13 protein-coding genes are annotated in these 23,185 nt (G+C 52.4%); 8 read left to right on the top strand and 5 right to left on the bottom strand.

What is annotated here, in order from left to right; all coding sequences use genetic code 11:
- The first annotated feature begins 5 nt into the window (after positions 1-5).
- The 3 genes from IEY46_RS24255 to IEY46_RS24245 all read left to right on the top strand — a co-directional run bounded on the left by IEY46_RS24255 (position 6) and on the right by IEY46_RS24245 (position 12,132).
- The gene (locus IEY46_RS24255; RefSeq protein ID WP_188995896.1) at positions 6-5,624 is read left to right on the top strand and encodes a discoidin domain-containing protein; all 5,619 of its coding nucleotides are present in this window, start codon (positions 6-8) and stop codon (positions 5,622-5,624) included.
- Between the two features lie 154 nt (positions 5,625-5,778).
- Entirely contained in the window at positions 5,779-8,094 is a 2,316-nt protein-coding gene (locus IEY46_RS24250) for a helix-turn-helix domain-containing protein (protein WP_188995894.1), read from the top strand.
- Between the two features lie 279 nt (positions 8,095-8,373).
- Complete coding sequence (locus tag IEY46_RS24245; RefSeq protein ID WP_188995892.1) at positions 8,374-12,132, top strand: S-layer homology domain-containing protein; 3,759 nt, start codon at positions 8,374-8,376, stop codon at positions 12,130-12,132.
- Positions 12,133-12,230: 98 nt separating this feature from the next.
- Here IEY46_RS24245 and IEY46_RS24240 read toward each other — a convergent pair whose 3' ends face one another.
- Complete coding sequence (locus IEY46_RS24240) at positions 12,231-13,109, bottom strand: LysR family transcriptional regulator (protein WP_188995890.1); 879 nt, start codon at positions 13,107-13,109, stop codon at positions 12,231-12,233.
- Between the two features lie 131 nt (positions 13,110-13,240).
- On the opposite strand from IEY46_RS24240, the gene IEY46_RS24235 reads away from it, so the two are divergent.
- On the top strand, positions 13,241-14,821 hold the full coding sequence (locus IEY46_RS24235) for an MFS transporter (RefSeq protein WP_188995888.1): 1,581 nt from the start codon (positions 13,241-13,243) through the stop codon (positions 14,819-14,821).
- Positions 14,822-14,904: 83 nt separating this feature from the next.
- On the opposite strand, the gene IEY46_RS24230 is transcribed toward IEY46_RS24235, so the two are convergent.
- Together IEY46_RS24230 and aac(2')-IIb are read right to left on the bottom strand one after the other, a co-directional pair.
- Complete coding sequence (locus IEY46_RS24230) at positions 14,905-15,927, bottom strand: hypothetical protein (RefSeq protein ID WP_229750496.1); 1,023 nt, start codon at positions 15,925-15,927, stop codon at positions 14,905-14,907.
- 54 nt (positions 15,928-15,981) lie between these two features.
- On the bottom strand, positions 15,982-16,701 hold the full coding sequence (aac(2')-IIb, locus tag IEY46_RS24225) for a kasugamycin N-acetyltransferase AAC(2')-IIb (protein WP_188995883.1): 720 nt from the start codon (positions 16,699-16,701) through the stop codon (positions 15,982-15,984).
- 239 nt (positions 16,702-16,940) lie between these two features.
- Here aac(2')-IIb and IEY46_RS24220 point away from each other — a divergent pair, with 239 nt between their 5' ends.
- The gene (locus IEY46_RS24220; RefSeq protein ID WP_188995881.1) at positions 16,941-17,291 is read left to right on the top strand and encodes a VOC family protein; all 351 of its coding nucleotides are present in this window, start codon (positions 16,941-16,943) and stop codon (positions 17,289-17,291) included.
- Positions 17,292-17,329: 38 nt separating this feature from the next.
- Positions 17,330-17,866 (top strand): GNAT family N-acetyltransferase, encoded by a 537-nt coding sequence (locus IEY46_RS24215; protein WP_188995879.1) that lies wholly within the window; start codon positions 17,330-17,332, stop codon positions 17,864-17,866.
- 146 nt (positions 17,867-18,012) lie between these two features.
- On the opposite strand, the gene IEY46_RS24210 is transcribed toward IEY46_RS24215, so the two are convergent.
- The gene (locus tag IEY46_RS24210) at positions 18,013-18,873 is read right to left on the bottom strand and encodes an aldo/keto reductase (protein ID WP_188995877.1); all 861 of its coding nucleotides are present in this window, start codon (positions 18,871-18,873) and stop codon (positions 18,013-18,015) included.
- A gap of 167 nt (positions 18,874-19,040) precedes the next feature.
- Between IEY46_RS24210 and IEY46_RS24205 the strand changes: the two genes are divergently transcribed.
- Positions 19,041-20,336: an ATP-binding protein gene (locus tag IEY46_RS24205; RefSeq protein WP_188995875.1), complete on the top strand. Its 1,296-nt coding sequence runs from the start codon at positions 19,041-19,043 to the stop codon at positions 20,334-20,336.
- Between the two features lie 16 nt (positions 20,337-20,352).
- Here IEY46_RS24205 and IEY46_RS24200 read toward each other — a convergent pair whose 3' ends face one another.
- Entirely contained in the window at positions 20,353-21,234 is an 882-nt protein-coding gene (locus IEY46_RS24200; RefSeq protein ID WP_188995873.1) for an AraC family transcriptional regulator, read from the bottom strand.
- A 199-nt stretch (positions 21,235-21,433) separates the two neighbouring features.
- Between IEY46_RS24200 and IEY46_RS24195 the strand changes: the two genes are divergently transcribed.
- The gene (locus IEY46_RS24195; protein ID WP_188995871.1) at positions 21,434-22,828 is read left to right on the top strand and encodes a sialate O-acetylesterase; all 1,395 of its coding nucleotides are present in this window, start codon (positions 21,434-21,436) and stop codon (positions 22,826-22,828) included.
- Positions 22,829-23,185: the final 357 nt, after the last annotated feature.

Below are 23,185 nucleotides of genomic sequence, written 5' to 3'. Positions count from 1 at the left end.
AAAGTATGCGCAAGATCAAGTCGGTCATACTTCTCGTGGTTTGCATGGTTGTATTGATCAGCCAAATGGCGTTCATGCCCCTTAAGGTCAATACGGCATATGGCGAAGAAGGAGCGGGTACAGCGGCGACAAATGGAGCTGCAGTGCTGCCTATGGAGGAACTGCCGGAAGTGGAAGTGGCGCCGGCAGGCGAACAGGTAATCGAAGGTGAGGGACTACCGGCAAGCGGACAGGTGGCCGAAGGTGAAGGGACGCCGTCTGGCGAACCGATAACCGAAGGTAATGAGCCGGTTGCGGGCTCCGACTCGGGAGCTCTGGCTGCGGCTGATGCATCCTCGAATCTGGCACTGGGCAAGCCGGTTACGGCAAGCAGCTCGCTGCCTCAGCATCCGGCTTCGTATTTGACCGACGGTCAGCTTAACCGGATGTGGTCGACCAGCGATACCGGCTGGCAGAGCAGTCCGGTCACCAATGAATGGGCGATGGTCGATCTTGGCGCCGCCCAGACCATCAAGCGCTGGACGCTTTACCATGGGGCAACCGGAACATGGGCGACCAAGGATTTTACATTGGAATACAGCACCGGTGACGACAGCGGGCCTTGGGAAACGGCGGATACGGTCGTCGGCAACACGGAGACCATTACGGACCGCATTCTGGAAAGCGGGATCCAGGCCAGGTATGTCCGGGTGCATGTCACGAAGAAAACGGCTGAAGGGGTGGACTGGCCGGCGGTCAGGATCAGTGAATTGGAGCTGTTCCCGCAAGCTGAAATTATCCCGGTTCTGACAGCTTCGCCAGGCTCGGGAACCGTAATGCCGGGTACGCAAGTAACACTTGGCAGTTCGCCCGGGACCTCTACGATTTATTATACGAAGGATGGTTCCGATCCGGTAACGTCAACGACCCGGATCAAGTATGCCGGGCCGATCGTGATCGATTCCGATTCGGAAATCAAGGCCGTTGCAGTCGATGAACGGGGAGGCGGCGTGAGCGAAGTGGGTACATATGCGTACCGGCTGCCGCAGGAGGACTTCTCCGACTATCCGAATCTGGCTCTGGGCGCAACGGCGACAATGACCGCAGCAGCAGGCTGGGGTAATGTAGCCGGACGCGCGATCGATGGCAATGCCGGGACTTACGCGCAGCCGGAGCAGAATGTATTATGGGATTTGATCGTTGATCTGGGGTCCAGTCAGCCGGTCAACTATGCCGTCCTTCGGAAAAATCCGGATCATGTCAATTACATGACCCGGTTTACGATCGACGTCTCGGATGATAAGCAGAACTGGACTACGGTAGCCGAGGAAAATGCCAATGATGACCTGAAGGATCAGGTATACAGCTTCACGCCGGCTAAAGCCCGTTATGTGAGAATTCATCAGCTGGAGAAGGTCGGGGGAGCTACGGCTATCTGGGAGTTCGAGCTGTACAATTCCGCTGTGGCGCTTCCGGTAGACGCCAGCGTGCAGCCGGGAACGGTGCTTGATGGTACGGCTGTGGATTTATTCGGCGAACAGCCGGGAGCTGCGATCTACTACACGACCGACGGCTCCGATCCGGTTACGTCGGTGACGAAGGCTACTTATGAAGGTCCTATCGTCCTTCATAGCATCGCGATTGGAACTGAAGTGAAGCTGCAGGCCTATGCCGAACTGGAGGGCAAAGAGAATAGCGAGGTCCGGTCGTTCGTCTACAAGATTGTTCCGCTGTCGGCCACGCCTCCAGGCGGCGATGTCGAGCAGGGAACTGCCGTGACGCTAGCCAGCAGCATGCAGGGCGCTGCTATAGCCTATACGCTTGACGGAACCGATCCGCAAACATCGCCGGGCAAGCTTCCGTATACGGATCCAATTATAATTGCGGAGGACACCGAGATTCGGGCTTATGTTTCTGATGGGACAAAGGCGAGTGAAACCATGACGATCCCATACTTCATCCTTCGCGATGAGACGAATGTGGCGTTGAATAAAACGGCTGCCGCCTCTTCCTCGGAAGCTTCCAAACCGCCTGCAAATGCGGTTGACGGAGAGACATCCAGCGCATGGGTAGCAGGCAATGCAGAAGCAGGCAATTGGCTGCAGATTGACCTGGGAGGCGACTATGAACTAACCGGAACCCAGATCACCTGGAATGAAGCCAAGAATTACAAGTACAAAGTGGAAGTGTCCTCCGATGCTCTTCACTGGTATTTGGCAGCGGACCGGACCGACGCTGTAGGGCGTCAACAGGTAAGAAGAGACAGGTTTCTTGAGACGGCAAGACGTTATGTGCGCGTCACCGTTACAGGAATGGAGCCTGGCACCAAAGCAGGTATAAGCGAGCTTAACATCTGGGGGGCTCCGAACGAGCCGATGCCGGCCGTGCCGGTCGGTCCGGAAACGAACGGCTGGCCCAGACCCGTTATTGTACCGCTTCCTTCCACGGTGAAAGGCGTATCCGAACCGATCGTCAGCCTGGACGGAACGTGGAAGTTTAAACAAAGTCCGGAGCAAGGCTTCTGGAAAGAAGGCTTGAATACGAATTCCTGGTCTGACGTCATTGTCCCTGCCAATCTTGAGGTGCTCGGATTTGATATCCGCGGGCCGCAAGGGGGAGACTGGTTCCCGGACCGCAATATCGAGAATGCCTACCAGAAATCGTTTCTCGTTCCGGCAGCCTTTGACGGCAATAAAGTCATGCTCCGTTTCGAAGCGGCCTTCAGCTACACCAGAGTTTGGGTGAACGGTCATTTGGTGCGTCAGCATCGAGGAGGTTTTACCACTTTCGATGCCGATATCACGGATTATGTGGTGCCGGGCGAAACAGCCGTCATCACGGTCGGTCTGACCGCCGAGACGGGATTTGTGGAATATCAGCATGTGCGGGGCTTGGTTGGACAGGTGAAGCTGTTCGCACTGCCAAACGAGCATGTGACCCGGCTGCATACGAATACCGAGTTCGATGCGACCTATACGGATGCGACATTGAGCGTGACGGTCGGTATGGAGCTCGGCGAAGCGAATCAGGCCGATGTGGAGCTTACGCTCACCGACCCCGATGGCAAACCGGTTTCTATCCAGCCTTCCGTGATCTCCTTGTCAAAGGGAACCCCTGAAGTGGCGGTTAACATTCCGGTAATCAAGCCCGCAAAATGGGATGCCGAGCATCCGCGGCTGTATACGCTTAAGGCGACGACGAAGGTTAATGGAGCTGCCGGAGAGACCGTCGTGAGGAAGGTTGGTTTCCGCTCGATAAAGATTGAAGGGAATAAAATGCTCGTCAACGGGAAGGAAGTCAAGCTGCGCGGCGTAAACTGGCATCAATCCTCGCCGTTGATCGGGATAGCAGCCGATCCGCAGCATGACCGCGAATCGCTGATCAAGCTCAAAGAAGCCAACGTGAACTATATCCGCGCTGCCCATTGGCCGCAATATGAATATGTGCTGGATATCGCGGATGAGCTGGGCTTCTATGTCGAACAAGAGAATTCCGTCATGTTCGTAAGCGACTCCCGCGCCAGTGACCCCAAATATTTAAACAACTATATGGGGCAATTATCGGAGACGATTGAGAAGGACCGCAGTCACCCTAGCATCGCCATCTGGTCAATTGGCAACGAAAGCGCTTGGGGCAGCAATCTGACGGCCAGCCATGATTATGTCAAGGCGATTGATCCGACAAGACCGGTCAAGTTCAGCTGGGGATTCAATGCGCCGGCTGGTTATACGGATGTGTTCAGCACCCATTACACGCCATACGGCCATACATTCGGCACCCATGACAAGCCTGAGCTGTATGACGAATATGCGCATGATTACACCTATTACGGTGATTGGATGGATGTTGATCCCGCCTACAGAGATTTCTATGGCGTAGCAATCAACCGTTTATGGAATGACTTGTACGAAACGCCGGGTGTATTGGGCGGAGCCATCTGGCATTCCCGGGATTTGCGCTTCTACGGTCCGGACGGCATCTGGCAGGGCTTCGTAGTCAGCTGGGGGATCATTGACGAATGGAACCGGGAGAAACCGGAATACTGGAACGTCAAGAAAGGTTATTCCCCTGTCCGAATCTATGCCGAAGCACTGCCGAACCCGGGTTCCAACAAGCCGCTGACGATCCCGATCGAGAACCGCTACAATCACACGAATCTAAACGAAGTCACCATTGAATGGAGCGTCGGCAAAGAAAAGGGAACAATCAAAGGCCCTTCCGTCCAGCCGATGAGCAAAGGTCAATTCACGCTCCCATCGAGAAAATGGAAAGATGGGGATTCCATTCGATTGAAGATTAAACGCAATGACGGTACGGTTGCGAATCCCTTAGTGGACGAATATGTGTTGACAATCGGACAGAAAACAGTGGAAGCTTGGGAAGTTAAAGGAACAGCGCCCAAGGTGGATGACCAGGGAAATGAAATTAAAGTATCGGGCAAAGATTTCAACCTTATCTTCAACAAGACCACAGGCATGATCCGCAAAGGAGACTTTGAAGGGAAAACCGTCATCACCGGCGGGCCTTATCTGGATATGGGATACACCTCGAAGCTTGATCCATGGGTATTGTCCGCAATCAGCCATACCCGGACGGATCAAGAGGCCGTGATAACCATCTCCGGGAAATACGGTCAAACAGGCGTTACCTTCAAGGTAAGCGTAGATGGAAAAGGACTCATTACGACGACGTATACCATCACGAATCCGCCGTCCGTATACGATGCTGTTGGTGTCTCCTATGACGCTGCAGCAGGCGCGGACCGCATCACCTGGGACCGGGATGGAACCTGGTCGTATTACCCGGATAATCAGCTGGGCAGAAACACCGGAACAGCTTACAAGAATCGTGCCGGCGGCGTAGACGAGTATGGGGTGAAGCCGGCATGGTCCTGGATCGAGGATGAGCGAAGCGGCTTGGGAACGACCGATTTCCGCTCCTCCAAGACGAATTTCTACTACGCATCGCTCATTAACGGAACGACAGGCAACCGGATTACTGCACAAGGAGATGGTACAGGATCGGTCAAGGCCTCTTTGAATGCAGACGGTTCGGTACGTTTCAGCATCCGCAGCAATTGGTCCCATCCTGCAGGATTTCCGGGGTGGGTGGAAGCGAATCCCGTTCAGAAGCCGATCGTAGTCAGCTCGGGCTATACGGGTACGGTTCGTATGAAAATGACGGACCGCGATTCCTTCGATTTCAAGTACGCCGACGCCCCTGTATACGTGAGCGATCTGGAATGGTCGAGCGCAACAACAGGCTGGGGCAGGGTGAAGAAAGACTTAAGCGTGGGCGGCAATGTGCTGACCGTGTTTGACGGAAAGGGCAGTCTTTCCTATGATAAAGGAATCGGTACCCATGCCCAATCTGAAATCAGCTACGCGATAGGCGGGAAAGGGTTCAAACGGTTCACAGCGACTGTTGGCGTCGATCAGGAGAACAGCGGCGGAAGCGTCATCTTCCAAGTCTGGGCGGATGGCGTCAAGCTGTTCGACAGCGGGGTCATGAACAACCGGACACCGGCTAAGCCTGTGGAGGTCAACCTGTCGGGGAGAAGCCAGCTGAAGCTGGTCGCTCTGGATGCCGGAGATGGTCAGGATGACGATCATGCCGATTGGGCGGACGCAAAACTCCTGAAATAAGGAATAGAAATGTGTTGCAGCTTGTCATGCCCGGTCTTCTTCTTCAGAGGAGGACCGGGCCTTATTTACCGTAACCGTATCATGGCAGGGAAAGGGAATTTACGGATCGATGTCAACTTAAAAGAGACTCGATGACCAAGGAGGTGAAGGTTAGTTGAAAATATGGAAGCTGAAGCCTTCATTGCCAAGAGGCAGTTACTTGTTTCGTTTCATTGCGGCGAATACGGTTGTTTTTGTATTGTGTTTGTTCATACTGGCCGCGGTCAATTATACATTTACGAACATGATCAGCGAGAAGCAGATATCGGAAGCGCATCAGCGGCTTCTCCATCAGACCGATGCCAGTATCGATAACTTGTATGAGCGCGTATTTCAGATCGGGGAACAGCTGCTAAGCGACAAGGATGTGATCAAGGGGCTGTATTCTACAGGGCTTGACCCCGGTGATTCCCTCTCGCTGGACCGCAAGCTTCGCGATGTAATCAATGCGAATGACTTCGTTAATTCCGTCTACCTTTATAACGGTACGACCAAACGGTTCATTCATTCCCTGCAGCAGGATGTTGACATCGCCTCAATCGATCCGGAGGCCAGCGGCTTGGTACAGGCACGCAACAATTTGGGCAAAATGATCTTTCTTCCTCATAAACAAGAGTATACCTACAATGGCAAGCGTTATGAGAACCGGATTCTATCGCTTATTTTCACTGAAACCGACGCCAAATCGGATTATGCGATCTTTATCAATTTAAAATTGACATCTCTGCAGGAATTATTTGATGAAATGGGTCAATCATCGGACTCGAGCTTTATGATCGCCGATAAGAACGGGGTCGTGATTGCCCGCAGCGACCAGCCGGATGCGTTTCTGGATTCCTCGGCCAGCCAATCCTTTGTGGAGAAGGTCATTCAATCCGGGACATTATCGGACAGCTTCGTCGATGCTACGAATGGATCGAAGTCGCTGCTCACCTACATCTATAACGATAAGCTGGAATGGTATTTGGCGAATGCGACCCGTTATGCCTATTTAACCAAAGACAGCTTTATTCTTCAGCGGAATATTGTTGTAGTGTCCCTGCTTGTGCTGCTCGTTTGTTTAATTGCCACCTTTTTTATGAACAGAAAAATTTACGGACCGATCAGCAATGTCATCCGGATGGTAAAAGGGGCAGCTCCGGTTCAAAGTCCACCTGACAATGCGGACGACGCCGAATATTTGAGCGGCGTATTCAAGAGCTTAATCGGCAAAGTCAGCTCCCTTGAGGATACGTCGTCCGAAGACCGCAAGCGATTGAAGGAAGGCCTGCTGAAGGATCTGCTCATGGGGCAAGGAACAATGGAGGACCGCCATGACTTTCCGCAATTGCTCGAACGGCACGGTATCCGCTTCGGCACTCATCCTCTTCGGGTATTTGCGCTGGTGCTGGAAGGAAGCGACCGGAGTGCGGAAGAACAAGGCGAGCGGTTGAAGCTGGTCAGGGAAGCAGTGTTCGAGCTGGCTCTGCGGGTATTCCATGAATTCGAAGCCATCGAGAAGGTGGATACCGGCTACCATTCATTCGTACTCATTATGAGCGACCTGCCGGAACATGCGCCAGGCGCAATCATGAATACCTTCATGCAGCAGGTGGAACGCATGTTGGGAATCCATATGAAGATCGGAATCGGCTGCCGGGCGGAGACTCTCCAAGGGCTGCCGGGCTCAATGGCTTCAGCGAAGGAAGCTCTCTCCTATGAATTCATCTGGCCTGATCTGTGTCTCTATGACTATGACACCATCAACAACAGGAATAATCCCCAACCCTTCCGTTACCCGGCGAGACTGGAACGGACGCTCTTTGATGCCATCAAGCTCAATGACGAGACTTCGGTGCGCCGGATCCTGCGCGATTGGTTTGAGGAGCTTGCGAACAATTCGGTAGCCGATATTCGCGGTGCGCTGCTTCAATCCGCTTTTCGAATCGAGAACGAGTTCAGGGGCTTGGCCGACTTCACGACGCTTCTTGCAAGTTACGACAAGCACACGCTGGAAGATGTCGTGAGCATATTTCCGCGGCTGGATGAGGTCGAGTCGTTCTATGGTGAGCTTGTCAATCACATCATTGCAGAGCTGCGGAATGACCGTCACAGGGACGCTAGCGGATTGGTGAACCAAGCCTGCGATTATATTGGCCAGCATTACACGCAGAGTGATTTGTCCGCCGATTCGGTTGCCGCGCATCTGGGAATCACGGCCCCTTACTTCAGCAAGCTGTTTAATGAGAATTTAGGTGTATCGTTCACTCATTATGTAACAGGTCTGCGTATGAAGGAAGCGGAGAATCTCCTGCTTGCAACGAATCTCAATGTCAAGGAAATCGGTGAGCGGATCGGTTTTGTCAACAGCTCTTATTTTATAACGGTTTTCAAGAAAAACTGCGGTTCGTCTCCCAATCAATACCGGCAGATGAAGAGGAAATCATCGTAAAGGCAAGCTGGCTTTGGCTGTCCATCCGAGGGGCAAGTGGGGCATATGCGCATGAAATGCAGGACAGGGCCGCCAGCCGCTTTGAGCAGCGGTAAATAGCGGTATTGCGCGTACAATATGATCATCTTCCGGAGGGAGATGGTTTTTTTGTGTTCAACGTCCTTGTTCCCTAAAAAAATGAAGGAAATAAAGGTATTTTTACTTTTTTTGTCGAATATGCAGGACATAACTTTTGCTCGAAATGAGCGGTTGTCAATCAACTGAAGGACGGGTGCAATCATGAAGAAGATAGAATTGACAAAAAAGGTAGTCAGCCTCGCAGTAGCGGGCTCGCTATCGTTATCCATGCTGGGAGCGGTAAATGTCGCGGCCGGAACGACAGACGCGGCAACGGATATCAGCGGCCATTGGGCGGAGCAGAATATCCAGCAATGGATCTCACAAGGATTGATCGAAGGTTATGCGGACGGGAGCTTCCAGCCGAATAAATCCGTATCAAGAGCGGAATTTATGGCGCTCGTGAACCGCGCGTTTGGTTTTGCGGAGACCGGCGGCGTCTCGTTCAAGGATTTGAAAGAAACTGATTGGAGCTACAGCGACATCCAAAAAGCCGTCAAGGCGGGATACATTGCGGGATTTCAGGATGGAACGATTCATCCCAATGCGCCGATTACCCGTCAGGAGATCGCGCTGATTATCGAACGTTTGCTGGATCTTACCCCTTCGGCTGCCGATGCGGACGTCTTCAAAGATGCATCGGTGATTCCTTCCTGGAGCAAAGGGGCGATCGGAGCCGTCCAGGCTGGCGGAATCATGGAAGGTTATGCAGACAATTCATTCAAACCGGCGAACAAGGCCACCCGTGCAGAGGCAGTCGTTATTTTGGAGCATTCACTTAAAGTGAAACCCGCACCCGTCATCTTCGACAAGGCAGGCACCTTTGGCCCCGAAACAGGCAGTGAGACGATAAAAGGGGATGTGGCCATCAGCGTGCCGGGCGTGACGCTGCAGAACACCATTATTGAAGGCAACCTGACGTTTACGGATGGAATCGGCGAGGGCGATGCGGTGCTTAACCATGTGACCGTGAAAGGCACAACGTTTGTGCAAGGCGGAGGCGCGAACAGCATTCACTTCGCGGACTCTGTGCTGCTGACGATTATCGTCGATAAAGCTGCAGGAACCGTGCGGATTGTTGCTGAAGGTACGACCACCGTAACATCGGTTCTGATGAAAACCGGGGCAACGCTGGAGGAAAGCCAATTAACAGGAGCAGGATTTACCGATGTACTGGTGAGCGATCTGCTCCCCGGGGACGCGGTTGTATCGCTTCTTGGCACCTTTAACGAGGTTGGCGTTTCCAGCACCAAAGCACGCATCGATATTCTAAGCGGTGATATTAAACAAGTTAACATTCAGGAGCATGCAGGTGAAAATACAATCCATCTCGGCAATGAGGCTAAAATTGTAAATATCATCCTCAATGCTGCGATCAAAGTTATCGGCGGCGGATCCATCGAAACAGTCGAAACGAGCAAAGAAGCCTTGGCAAACTCCACTTTTGAAACACAACCGGGCAAGACGGTGGATAAGCAAGGTGCTGCTGTTACTCCACCGGTTCCCCAACAACCGACTTACAGCGGCCCCACTCAAGAGCAGGTTGACCAACAAGCGGCAGACCTTGTAACGGCAATGATAGCCGCGCTTCCTACTAAAGCAGATTTGAAAATCGCGGACGAAGCGGCTATCGGGGCTGCCAACACCGCTTTCAACGCACTGAGCGCTGCGCAGAAAGCGCTGGTATCGGCCGATAATCAGAACAAATTAACGAATGCGGCAGCCCGCATTGTCGAGCTCCAGGCCGACAAGTCTGCTGCGGACGCTGTGATGGCTCTCATAACGGCCCTGCCCGATTCAACTGCGGTGACGCTGGACGAGCAAGCATCCGTAACAGCGGCGAAGAATGCATGGGATGCACTCACCGCTTCGCAGAAGGCTTTGGTTGTGAACCAGGACAAGCTCACCCAGGCGCTTGCCAAGATCGACGCGCTCCATACAGCAGTTAACGATGTTAAAGAGCTGATTGCCGCTCTGCCAGCTCCTGCTGTAATCACGCTGGACAATCAAGCGGCGGTAACAGCAGCCAAGAACGCGCTGGACGCGCTGTCTGCTGCGCAGAAGGCGCTTGTCACCAACCAGGACAAGCTGACGCAGGCGATTGCCAAAGTCGACGCGCTGACCGCAGTGGCGAACGATGTTACAGCACTGATCGCGGCCCTGCCGGAACCATCTGCCGTGACACTCGACGATCAAGCGGCTGTAAAAGCGGCGAAGAATGCGTTGGACACACTCGCAGCTTCACAGAAAGCACTGGTGACGAACCAGGACAAGCTGACCCAGGCGATTGCCAAAGTAGAAGCGCTGATCGTAGCGGCGAACGATGTTACAGCTCTGATCGCGGCCCTGCCGGCTCCTGCTGTAATCACGCTGGACAATCAACCTGCGGTAACAGCAGCCAAGAACGCATTGGACGCGCTGTCTGCTGCGCAGAAGGCATTGGTGACGAACCAGGACAAGCTGACGCAGGCGATTGCCAAAGTCGACGCGCTGACCGCAGTGGCGAACGATGTTACAGCACTGATCGCGGCCCTGCCAGAACCGGCCAACCTCACCCTCGCCCATAAGAATACGGTAAATGACGCAAACAGCGCATACGAAGCATTGTCTGCATCCCAGAAGACGCTAGTCACAAATTGGAGCAAATTAACGAATGCTTTGGCGCGGATCGTGGGGCTGGAGAATCAGCAGGCGGCAGATGCGGTTATCGCTCTGATTGGAGGGCTTCCAGTCCCTTCGAACTTAACCTTGTCCGATGAGCCAAGCGTCACAGTGGCGAACAATGCCTTTAACGCATTAACGGCGACCCAGAAAGCACTGGTTGCCAATCAAGACAAGCTCAATGATGCAATCGCCCGGCTTGCCGAGCTGAAGGCGGGCAAAGCGGCTGCAGACATCGTTACAGCTTTAATTGCGGCGCTGCCCTCTCCACCGAGCCTGTCCGATGAACCAAGCGTTACAGCGGCGGACAATGCTTATAATGAGTTAACGACAGCCCAGCAGGCACTCGTTACAAATCATGGCAAGCTCACTGTCGCTATCGACAAGATTGCTGAGCTGAAGGCGGACAAAGCGGCTGCAGATATCGTTGCTGCTCAAATTGCAGCATTGCCGGAAGTAGAAGCAATCATATTAGCCGATGAAGCGGCCGTCACAGCGGCACGGAGTGCGTATAACAATCTCACATCCGCCCAGCAGGTACTGGTCACGAATCTGGGCAAGCTTGTTCAATCGGAAGCCAGAATCACGCAGCTTCATTTGCCGCAATCATTAACGAGCAAGGAAATCGCCGATTTGAATTTCGAGGATATTTATGCGACGCAAGCAAGAGGCGAAAGCTACACCATTGCAGATACGAATTTCCAATCCCATCCGGTCAGCTTCACTGTCAGCGATGGCAATGTTGTCATTAATGTCAATCTTAACTGGGATATTCCGTTGAACGGTTTCACAAAAGGGCAGGTTGTAGGCTCAGCGGTAGAAAGCTTTATTCAGCAATATTACAATGATCACCATCTCGATCTGGGAACACGCACGCTTGCAGCTATGGGATTTGGGGATACCTTCTATATCATGACATTCGCTACAGGAACGCAGGCAACCGTTACGCTGGGTGGCGGATATTCCGCATTGTTTGCATCCAATACGTTCTCGGGTATGAACGATGTAATCAAGTCTCGTTCCTTTACGGTCAGCGATGGCACTCAAACGGTAACTATTTATCAAGACCGAATCTATGCCACTATGGACGCTCTTGTACTAGACATCAATGGGCAGCTTGAGGATTCCTCTTTAGGGGTTGTTGCCGAGAAGGTGGACGCGAGCCATTTCAGACTCAAGCCAAGCGCTTCCAACGGTCCTGTTCTCACTATTGGTGGAGAGGATAAAGAACTGTTCTTCAGTGAATTTCAAATGAACTAATACCGAATACAATAGATACTCAAAAAGCACCGGGCCTTTGCCCGGTGCTTTTTGTAAACTTTTTCATGCAGGGACATGGGTCACCTGCAGAATAATGGTCAATTCGTTGCCTTATCCCGGGCATAGTCCAGGAACCGTTTCGTTGCCGGCGACAGATAACGTTCCCTTTTGCGCACAAGTCCAATCTCGCAGAGCACGCCTTCGTCATCAATGGGCAGCCACGCCAATCCATCAAGCATGAGTCCATTTGTTTTGGGCAAAACCGATACACCAAGCCCGGCAGCGACAAAGCCCGCCACGGTAGTCAGATCCTCTGCTTCATAGGCTGTGGCAGGTGTAAACTTGATCTGGTAGAAGCAGGCGTCAACGGTTGCATTCAACCCGCAGTTGCTTTTGAGATTTACGTAGGGCTCACCGCTCAAATCCTGCAAGCTTATGGCTTCTCTGTCTGCCAGCCGATGAGTAAGAGGCACGACTGCATATAAAGGAATAGTGCGCATGTGAATCCATTCGTATGCGGATGATTCCGGGATCGTTGACGTGATGATCAGATCACATGCACCGGCTTCCAGTTGACTGCTAATTAACAAGTGGTTGCCCTGTATGAGATCGAACCGGATCTGCGGGAAAAGCTGATGAAATCCCCGGATGAGTACCGGAACAAACTCGGCGCCCAGTATATTGAGATAAGCCATGCCTACCATGCCGCTCGTAGAATCGGACCATTCCTCGATTTCCTGTTTTCCTTTGGTTATCTCCTGCATTGCACGCTCAACGCGTTCGGCGAACATCCGGCCGTATCGATTGACTTGCACGTTGCGTCCGCTCCGATCGAACAGAGGTACGCCTAGCTCGGCTTCCAGCTTGGAAATAGAATGGCTAAGAGCAGGCTGGGTAATGGATAATTCCTCAGATGCTCTTGTGACATGTTGAAGACGTGCTACCGTAAGAAAGTATTCAAGTTGGGTTAACTCCATTCTTTCACCCCTTTTCCATAAATTTAATGCATGTATTTACTAAAAATAATAAATTAGACGCATTATATCGTCAAGAGTAGACTCTTCTTATAGAGCAGCATAGACAGTCTGCTAATCGAGGGGGGACGGATATGGCGACAGCACAGCAATCGCAGGCAACGGTTCCGGTGACGCAAACAGGTTTAAAATCTGCACCGGATGCCAAACGGAAAGGACTCGTATTTTTATTAATTTGTTTTGGAATATTTATGGTATATCTTGATTCCACAATTGTTAATGTGGCGCTGCCTCATATGGGCGAATATTTTGCCGCGAATCTTAGTGGTATGCAGTGGATCGTCAATGTCTATACGTTAACGTTCGCCTGCTTCTTACTAACGGCAGGCAGTCTGGGTGATCGATGGGGACATCATAAGCTGTTTCTTGCCGGGATGGTTGGTTTCACGATTTGTTCGATCTTGTGCGCCTTATCGCAAAATTATGAGCTGCTGTTGGCGGGCAGGGCGCTTCAGGGATTGTTCGGATCATTCCTTGTACCGATGTCATTGGCACTCATCCGGCATTTATTCCATGAACCTGCAGCAAGAGCGAAGGCGATAGGCTTGTGGTCCGCTATCGGCGGCCTTGCATTGGCGGCAGGTCCGCTGCTCGGCGGAGTTCTGGTGGAAAATTACGGCTGGCAGAGTATCTTCTGGATTAATCTTCCGGTAGGTATTATCGTTCTCATCATGTTGGCGCCAATGATTCCCCATACAGCTGTTCAGACAGGAAAAAGCATCGATTGGATCGGTCAAATATTGATGATCCTATCGCTTGCCGCTTTGACCTATGCCTTAATTGAAGGTGGCTCCAGGGGATGGGGTTCAGCAATCATTCTGTTGCTGTTCGCGGCGGCAGCCATCCTTCTGCTTGTTTTCTTGGCTTGGGAAGCGAGCAGGAGAGAATCCTTGCTGCCAATGTCACTATTTCGCATTCCCATCTTTGTCGTGACGTGCATCGTCAACTTTCTCGGATTTTTCGGCCTGTATGGCGTTATCTTTCTAATGACGCTGTACTATCAAATGGTTCATGGTTACTCTGCCACAGAAACGGGCGTACGCTTCCTGGCGTTAACGGTGAGCATCATGCTCGCATCTGTTTCTGGCAGTTTATTATCGCAACGATTCCATCCCCGCTCATTAATTCTGATCGGATTGGCTCTGGTTGCAGCCGCACTCTTCGCTTTAACGACCATCCATGCGGACAGCGGATACGGAACTTACTGGTGGTGGCTTTCGCTGCTGGGCATAGGAATTTCCATCGCAGGGGCAGCGGGAACAGTGGCGATGATGGGTTCTGTCCCGCCGGAGCTTGCGGGAACCGCTTCGGGTGTCATGAACACCTTCAGACAAATAAGCGCTGTTTTCGGAGTAGCAGTATCGGGAGTGCTCGTTACCAGCAGGCTTCGGGAAGGCGTAACGGAGGTCCTTCAGCAGGCTCCTCTGGGAGAAGAAGCCCGAAGCGGGCTTTACGTTCATCTCAGCGGCGGAGAGTTGTCGGCAGCCGCCACAGCACCTTTGTCCGCAGAATGGAAACTGCGGATAACGGAAATTGCAGGCCGGATGTTCATAGAAGGCATGCATAACACTTTTATCGCGTCGGGTGTGGCCGGGCTGGTCGCCGGGGCTTTGGCGCTTCTGCTGCTTCCTGGGCAGCGTAAAAATCTGAAGTAATAACCTAAGATGAAACACCCCCGTAAAAGAAATACGGGGGTGAGTCCGTTTAATAATAGTAATCTTGTAACCACGGCTTATTCCTAACGCTCCGCCTCAACAGGCTGAAAATAACTGATGGCAAGGCCCGTCAAGCCGGATAAAACAATCCCTCCTGTCCAGAATTCCACATTCCAGGCGACCCCCAGCCAAATTTCAAGAACGAGATAATATCCGCTGGCAAGCAGCAGTGGGATCAAGACAAAGAAGCTGCGTCGTTTCCAGCCCCGATCTGCGTATAGATTCCAGCTCCGATACAAGGCATCGGCAGCCAAACCCGTTATGAGGCCTACGGCAATCATTGAGAGGGATGGATACAGAACATACATCAAGCAGAATGGAATCAGGAAATAGAGGGCGATGGAGCCGAAGGGAAGACGCCGATAGGAGAGCAGCCACAGCAAGGGCAGCAGCAGAAGAATGATGGTTAGCAGCAGACTGCTTATTCCGTCAGTCAGCACCAGATCGCTTGAGGTGAACTGGGAGGGGGAATCCTGGCCGAAGACCCAGAAGCCCATTCCGAAAAAAGCGGCGAAGCTCACGCCGAGGGCAAGTGAGATCACGGGAATAATCATCGATCCTAAAGAAGGCGACTGCGGTAAGGTGTACTTTAACGCACGGAAAGGCGAAGTGACAATAAGTGTGCCGCCTGCAAACAGCAGCAGATGTGTGGGACTGTAGAGGGCTTCAATGCCTACCTCGATGCCGAAAATAATATGCCAGGTCATATCTCCGATTCCGCCGGCGCCGAATATCAACACACCCAGTATCCCTGATCGATAGCCGAGGGGTACGGTGTTCATCCAGCTGAGGCCCAGCTTTCTCCCCCGCGCAACCAGCCAGCCCAGCCAGACGGCACAAGCTAAATAGCCGGTATATAAAATACCATGCCAGGGGGTAAAGAAGGTTTCGAGCGAGCTGTCCAGATTGGTGTGCGCCCAGCCGTCCACAAAAACACCGATAATGAGCCAAAAACCAAAAAGCATGGTAAACAGATGTCCTTTGGTGCCGATCCCGGTATTATTGCGCGTGATATTCACGTTAGGCTGAGTAACTGGATGCCCCATCAAGAAACAGCTCCGTTTCTATTCTGATTTGGGATTGCTCAGGCCAGCATACGGTCAAATAACGGTGAAATTGACCCCATAGAAGGACAAGTCTAATTTTCCTGCCACACGCAAGGAAGCAAGGTTCTCCCTTGAGGTGCTGTATAACGGAATGCTCCCCATCTCGCGAACCGCCACAGCCCACCCGGCGACAACGGTGGCTGCATAACCTTTTCCGCGAAACATATCCAAGGTTTCAAGACCAGCTTCATGAGCGCTGGATGTAATGCGGACGCTGCGGCAAATCGAGACAAGCCGGTGTTCGTGGACGAGCGCTATACAGGGCTGCCCGTAATCGATTTCTGAAGCCAGCCATTCAAAGCCATCTAGCTGAAAATCCGTAATATTGCTGCGTGTGATGCTGACAATTTGCATGTTTGGGACGGTTCCATCAGGAATAAGATAACAAGGTCCCATCGTGGAGCGTTCACTTTGCAGGAGCTTCATATAAGTCTCGAAATGTTTCGGCATCGTCTGGAAATCACGGATGGCCGGTTCGTCAGCGCATAATCCCTCCAATTGCCCGATAAGGTTCTCCGGGACATCATACCGGAACCGGCAGAGCGTCTCTCCCTCCATCGTCCGTCCGAGGAAAAACCGCGGAGCAGGGTCCTCTCCCGGCCAGGGCTCGTTTATCGTTCGAAGCCGCATCTCCGGATCGTGGGTAAACATCGCCTCTACGTGGAGCTCCATTAGCTCACGGGTGGTTGGTGAGAGGAACTTCTGATTGCTCATAATTCCATTCCTCCAATCCGTTGGAATTTCGTTCCTTACACCTCTCTATCATAACAACGATATCCAAAGTTTACCAGATATTGTTTGTATTATAGCGGTGATTCAGATCCCTGGCGGAAGCGCCCGTGATATGCTATATATTAAGGAATGGACGCTTCCCTATTATGGAAGCGCAAAATAAGCGGCGCTCAGAAGGTGCCGCTGCTTTTTACGAAAATATGGATAAGGAGAGGGTTGCAATGAAGGTTAAACGAATCGTCGCCAACATCGATACACAGGATATTGCGGAAGCCAAACGATTTTACCAGGATGTGCTCGGTCTTGATTTAATGATGGATCATGGTTGGATCGCAACGTATGGTTCGGGGGAGGAGATGGGGGTTCAAGTCAGCTTCGCTTCACAGGGCGGCTCCAACACGCCAACGCCGGATCTGTCGATTGAAGTGGATGATGTCGATGATGCCCTGGAATGTATGAAGAAAGCCGGATTCCCGATTGAATACGGACCGGCGGATGAGCCTTGGGGCGTTAGGCGATTTTATGTCCGCGATCCTTTTGGCAAGCTGGTCAACATTTTGGCCCATGTTTAAGGGGACACCCCCTTGGGGGAATAAGGGAGGCTTATCCGATGATTCTGGAAACGCAAAGGTTAATCTTACGGGAATTTACGGTTCATGATTTGGAGGATATCCATGTCTATGCGTCAAATCCGATGGTCGTCAAGCATATGATGTGGGGGCCAAACACCAAAGAGGATACACAGGATTATATGGACCGGGTATTGAGCATGCAGAAACAGGAACCCCGTCAGGAATTTGAATTAGCGGCAGTCATAAAGGATACGAAACAATTGGTCGGCGGCTGCGGCATTTATAGGAGCAAGCCCTCCCAGGGAGAGATCGGCTATTGTTTTCATTCCGCTTTCTGGGGAAAGGGTTTTGCATCGGAGGCTGCAGACAGGCTGCTTGAATTTGGTTTCAGCGAGCTGGGACTTCACCGGATCTTTGCGACCTGCCGTCCGGGCAACCTCGGATCCGCTAAAGTGATGCAGAAAATAGGGATGAAATACGAGGGGCATATCAGGGAACATATGTGGCATAAAGGGAGCTGGCACGATTCCTTTCAATATTCAATCCTGGAGAATGAACATCGGATTAAAGCCTGAGGGAGCGCGCTGGACAGAGAGGTCCGTCGACCGTCGATTTCATAGTGTGGCTGCGGCACCTATTAACAATGCGGCGGCCGCTTGCCGGTAGAAATACCGGAAGCGGCCGCCGTATTTGGGTTGAAGGACGTGATTCCGATTTACCGTTAAACAGCGTCTGATAAGGCATTAAATTGCTCATCGGTCAGCTGGATTTCGGCGGCTGCGACATTCTCTTCCAAATGAGAGAGCGTTGAAGTTCCCGGGATCGGCAGCATAACCGGCGAACGTTTCAGCAGCCAGGCCAGAGCAAGCTGGGACGGCTTGGCGTTATGCTCTTTGGCGATCGCATCGAGCGGGCCGCCTTCTCTGGCCAATGCGCCGGTTGCCAGAGGGAACCAGGGGATGAAGGCGATGTTGTTGGCTTCCGCATATTGCAGGACCGGCTCGGCATCGCGTTTAGCCAGATTGTACAAGTTTTGCACGGAAACGATTTTGGCGATTTCATTTGCCGCTTTTAACTGATCGACCGTCACTTCGCTTAGTCCGATATGCCGGATTTTGCCTTCCTTCTGGAGCAGCGCCAGTTCCCCGATCTGTTCCTCCAGCGGAACCTTGGCGTCAATGCGGTGGAGCTGGAACAAATCAATCCGCTCCAGACCCAGATGGCGCAGGCTCAGTTCAGCTTGCTGACGCAAATATTCGGGGCGGCCGACCGGGCGCCAGTCATCAGGGCCGGAACGTGTAAGGCCCGCTTTAGTCGCGATGACAAGATCATTCTTATAAGGATGGAGAGCTTTCTTAATGAGAAGCTCCGAAACGAAAGGTCCATAGGAATCGGCCGTATCAATGAAATTCACGCCAAGCTCCACGGCTCGGCGGAGAACGCGCAGCGCTCCCTCGGGATCCTTTGGCTCGCCCCAGACGCCCGGTCCGGTAATTTGCATAGCCCCGTAGCCCAGACGGTTGATCGGCAGATCGCCACCAATCGAGAAAGTTCCAGATGCAGCAGCTGGTTGATTAGACATGATATAACCTCCTAATATTATCAAATAGATAGTACCTATACATCGTATAGCTTATACACGGCATATTGCAAATTTTTTTCAAAAAAGGCCATCCCGCGTTAAATAAGATCAGGACAGAATGGAGCCGCTTTTATGATACACTAGGGGATAGAAGGGAGTTGAAAGCTGTGGTAAAAATTCAAATCACATCCAGAGGCATTAAAAAAACGCTGAGGAAATTTGACTATTTGCAAGCAATCGCGGAGTATATCTGGAATGGTTTTGATGCGAAGGCAACGGTTGTCGCATTTAAAGTAGATTGGAATGCTTTAGGCGGTATCGAGAGAATCATCATATCCGATAATGGTTATGGCATCGATCGCAAAGTACTGGAGCGCAAATTCACTCCCTTTTATGAATCGGAGAAGCAGATCGATCCGGCGAACCGCGTGCGGATGAGCTCGGCGATGCATGGCAAGAATGGGATTGGCCGGCTGACCTTTCATAGCTTTTGCTCTCAGGCCGTATGGACCACAACGTACAAAGAAGATGGTCTTGAGAACCGGACCTATTCCATTCACATCGCTTCCGAGAGCCTGGACACCTATAACGTGTCGGACGTACCGGCAGCCCACGATAGAACCGGCACCACCGTCACCTTCGACCATATTCACGAGGACATTGATTTAGCGGAATTAAGGCAATTCCTAAGCCGAGAGTTCGGGTGGTTTCTGGAGCTTCATAGCGGCAGGAAATTTACTGTCCTCATGGAAGACGGGAAGCCGCTGGACTATTCCGGCATTATTGGAGACCGGGAAATGCGGGAGCTGGAGCATCCGGGGACCAAAACCCGGTTTGCCGTGAAGTTCATCCGTTGGCGGGAGAGAATCAACCATGAATACTCCAGGCTTTATTTTCTGGATTCCAGGATGAAGGAAAAATACAAGCAGCCCACAAGCTTCAACAATAAAGGCGATTCCTTTTACCATAGCGTCTACATCCAGAGCAGACTGTTCGACGACTTCGATTTTATGAGCGAAGAACAGTATGGGCAGCAGGAGATGGCGTTCGGTTTAAGCCGGAAAAACGAAGCCTTTCAATATTTGCTCGAGGAAGTCAACCAGCTGATCAGCGGAAAAAGAAAGCCGTTTCTCAAAAGCTACTCCGATATGGTACTTACCGATCTGGCAGCAGCCGATGCGTTTCCTTTCTTCGGGGATACGCCGGAGGGCCGCGGACGCCGGGAAGAGCTGGAGTATCTGATTCAGGAGCTGTACCGGATCGAACCCCGGATCTTCGCCCGTTTGAACCCGGAACAGAAGAAAGTTCTTGTACATCTGCTGGATTTGAGCATGCAGACCGCCGACCGCAAGCGTTTGTTTGAAGTGCTGAGCGGCGTAATCAGGCCGGAGGGCCCGGAGCGTCAGGAACTGGCCGGATTGCTGGAATCGGGGGAAGCGGCATTGTCCGCCGGATTGGACTAATCCGATCTACCCGGGATTATCCCTTCAACTTGTTCCTGTATTCCGTAGGCGACAAACCGATCATTTTTTTGAACAGGCGCGAGAAATAGTAGGGATCCTGGAAGCCGAGGGAGAGACTGATATCCTTCATGCTTCTGTCAGTCAGGTCCAGTAGCTGCCCGGCACGCTGAATTTTCATACGCAAATAATAATCGATCGGCGCAAAGCCGGTCGATTGTTTGAACAGGTGGTTCAAATGCTGCCTGGATATCCGGGTGTGGGCAGCGAGCTTTTCGAGTGTCAGATTGGATTCCAACTGCTCCTGCATGAATTGGATAGCCTGTTCGATATGCCGCTCCGATCTATCCCCGCCTGCCCCCGCATTCATCAATCCGGCAAAGCTGAGCCAGTAACGCATGATCTGCGAGACATGCACCTGATGATCCATCGAATAAGGCTTGGCTGATAAAATATCATAACACTGCTCGAATAAATCCAGCAGCTTGACGGAATGGCTGAGCGTCATACGCAGCTGCCCGGCCTCCGTATTCAGGCTGCCGAAGAAAGCGGCGGCATCTTCACCCATCAGATGAAACCAGTAGATGCTCCATGGATTGTTCTCATCTGCACCGTACGAGTGCGGCATGCCGGCCGGAATGACAGTGAGGGTCTGAGCGGTCACCCGCACGGACGGCTGCGAACCTCTGGTAATCCATCCTTCTCCGCCTGCACAGTAGATAAGAATATGCATCTCACAGCCTAAGGGCCTATCCCTGTAATGATGGCGCGCCTTCGGAAAGTATCCGATATCTGTAATGTACAGCTGCCGGATCAGGGGGTGAGCAACCATATCCTTTAGAATATAGGGAGGCAGCACGATGATTTTCTCCGCTTCAAAGCCATCCGCTTTCCTCTCCATCCTTCCGCCTCCTTGAATGAGCTTGTCTTTGCATTCTACCGAAAATAATCCATCATGTACAGCTGATTCATGCTTCTTGTTTACATTGGAAGGATTACCCGCGACGATGGGGAATATATGTCTTTAACAGCCTGAGTAATTAACACCCTAAGAGTTATTGCCAATAATCGAACATTAAAGACGGGAAGAGGAGATAAGGATGGCGTATCAGTTGGAGTTATCGGGCCCGGCTGCCCACCGGGTATATCAGCGTGACGAGCGGGACCGGGCGGATATCGCGTTCTCGGTCATTGTACCGCAGCAAGCAAGCGGCAGGGCAGAGGGCCGGATATCGGCCGGAGCTTGGAGAAATCTGGGTCTGAGCGGTGGGGGCGGGGAGTCCTTCACAGGGAGAATTGAAGGCGTGCCAGTTGGCGAGCATGAACTCCTTGTCCGCATTGTCTCTGTGGATACAGGGGAGGTCCTGGCCGAAGGCGGTATCGGCCCGGTCTATGTCGGCGACTTGTGGGTAATGGGCGGCCAATCGAATATGGAAGGCTGCGGGAAACTGATTGAAGTGGAAGAGCCGCAGCCTGGAGTCAGCTGTATGTATATGGGGGATCATTGGGGCTTGGCTGAGGAGCCGCTCTGTTGGTTGATGGAATCGCCCGATCCGGCGCATTGGCAGTTCCTCCCGGAAGGAATGGACGTGACGGAAGAGAAGCGCGGCGAATACATCCGGGCAGCCCGGAGAGATCGCGTGCAGGGAAGTGGACTTGGATTGCCCTTCGGCAAAGTGCTGCTGCGCCACACCGGCATTCCCGTCGGTCTCCTCATGGTGGCGCATGGCGGCACGTCGATGAGTCAATGGGATGCGGAACTCGCGGGCGAAGGTGGACGGTCGCTTTATGGAGCCATGCTGCGGGTTATCCGCGAAGCAGGCGGCAAAGTGAAGGGCTTCCTCTGGTATCAGGGCGAAAGTGATGCCGATGAAACGGCTTCGGAGCTCTATTACGACCGGATGATTCATTGGACGGCCAGCTTAAGACGCGATCTCGGCGACCCGGAGCTGCCCTTCATCTATGCGCAGTTGTCCGTTGTGACCAATTGGCCGTTCGAAGGCCCCTGGAATAAAGTTCAGGATGATCAGGTCCGCCTTGAAGAGGCGCTGGGCCATGCTGCCGTTGTTCCGACCATTGATGCCTCCTTGGCCGATTCCATCCATCCCGATACGGATTCCCTCCGCGATATCGGGCACCGTATGGCCTGGGCTGCGCTTCGGCTGGTGCACGGCCTGAACCTGGCCGAGCCTGGCCCCCGCTATGCTTCAGCCGAGTGGAATGCGGAGCGTACGGAGCTGGCTGTATCGTTCAGCGGAATCAACGGCCGGCTCGTACCGGTCAAACGTGTTTTTTCCTTCCAGCTGACAAGCGGCGGTGAGCGTCTGCCGCTGGAAGCGCGCCTGGATGAGTCGGGGGAGCGTGTGATCCTCCGGCTGGACCAGCCTGCGCCGGAGTCCTGCCAATTATGGCATGGGCGCGGCCTCAATCCGATTGTGAATGTACGGGATGAGCGTGGAATCCCGCTGCTAGTTTTTGGACCGCAGTCCGTTTAGTGTTAAGCCTCCCGTTTCCGGGCCTGGCGAGTACCTTCAAGTGAATTAGAAGACGTCCTGTTTCCGGGGCGTCTTTTTTTGTGTTCAACAGCGGACGTCCTTATAGGGGTACTGCCAATAAAACGCAGGGAGTTCGACGTTAAGCTGCTCTTCCTTAAAAAGAAATACGCTTGGTTAGCGAACTCCGTCTTGAAGTTTTTAAAGGTTGCCTCTGCAACGGCATTATCGTAGGGAGAGCCTTTTCGGCTAAGCGAACGTGTAACGTTAAAAATTGTCAACGCTTCAAAAAACGGGATTATTATCTAATTCTACCAGGATCGGTATGAAACATTTGAATGCGATCTAACCTCGCCGAGA

Origin of the sequence: Paenibacillus nasutitermitis, from assembly GCF_014641075.1 — a bacterium.
In the GTDB taxonomy this organism is placed as follows: domain Bacteria; phylum Bacillota; class Bacilli; order Paenibacillales; family Paenibacillaceae; genus Paenibacillus_Z; species Paenibacillus_Z nasutitermitis.
The sequence above is the reverse complement of the archived record's forward strand: the minus strand, read 5'-3'. Positions and strand labels throughout refer to the sequence as shown.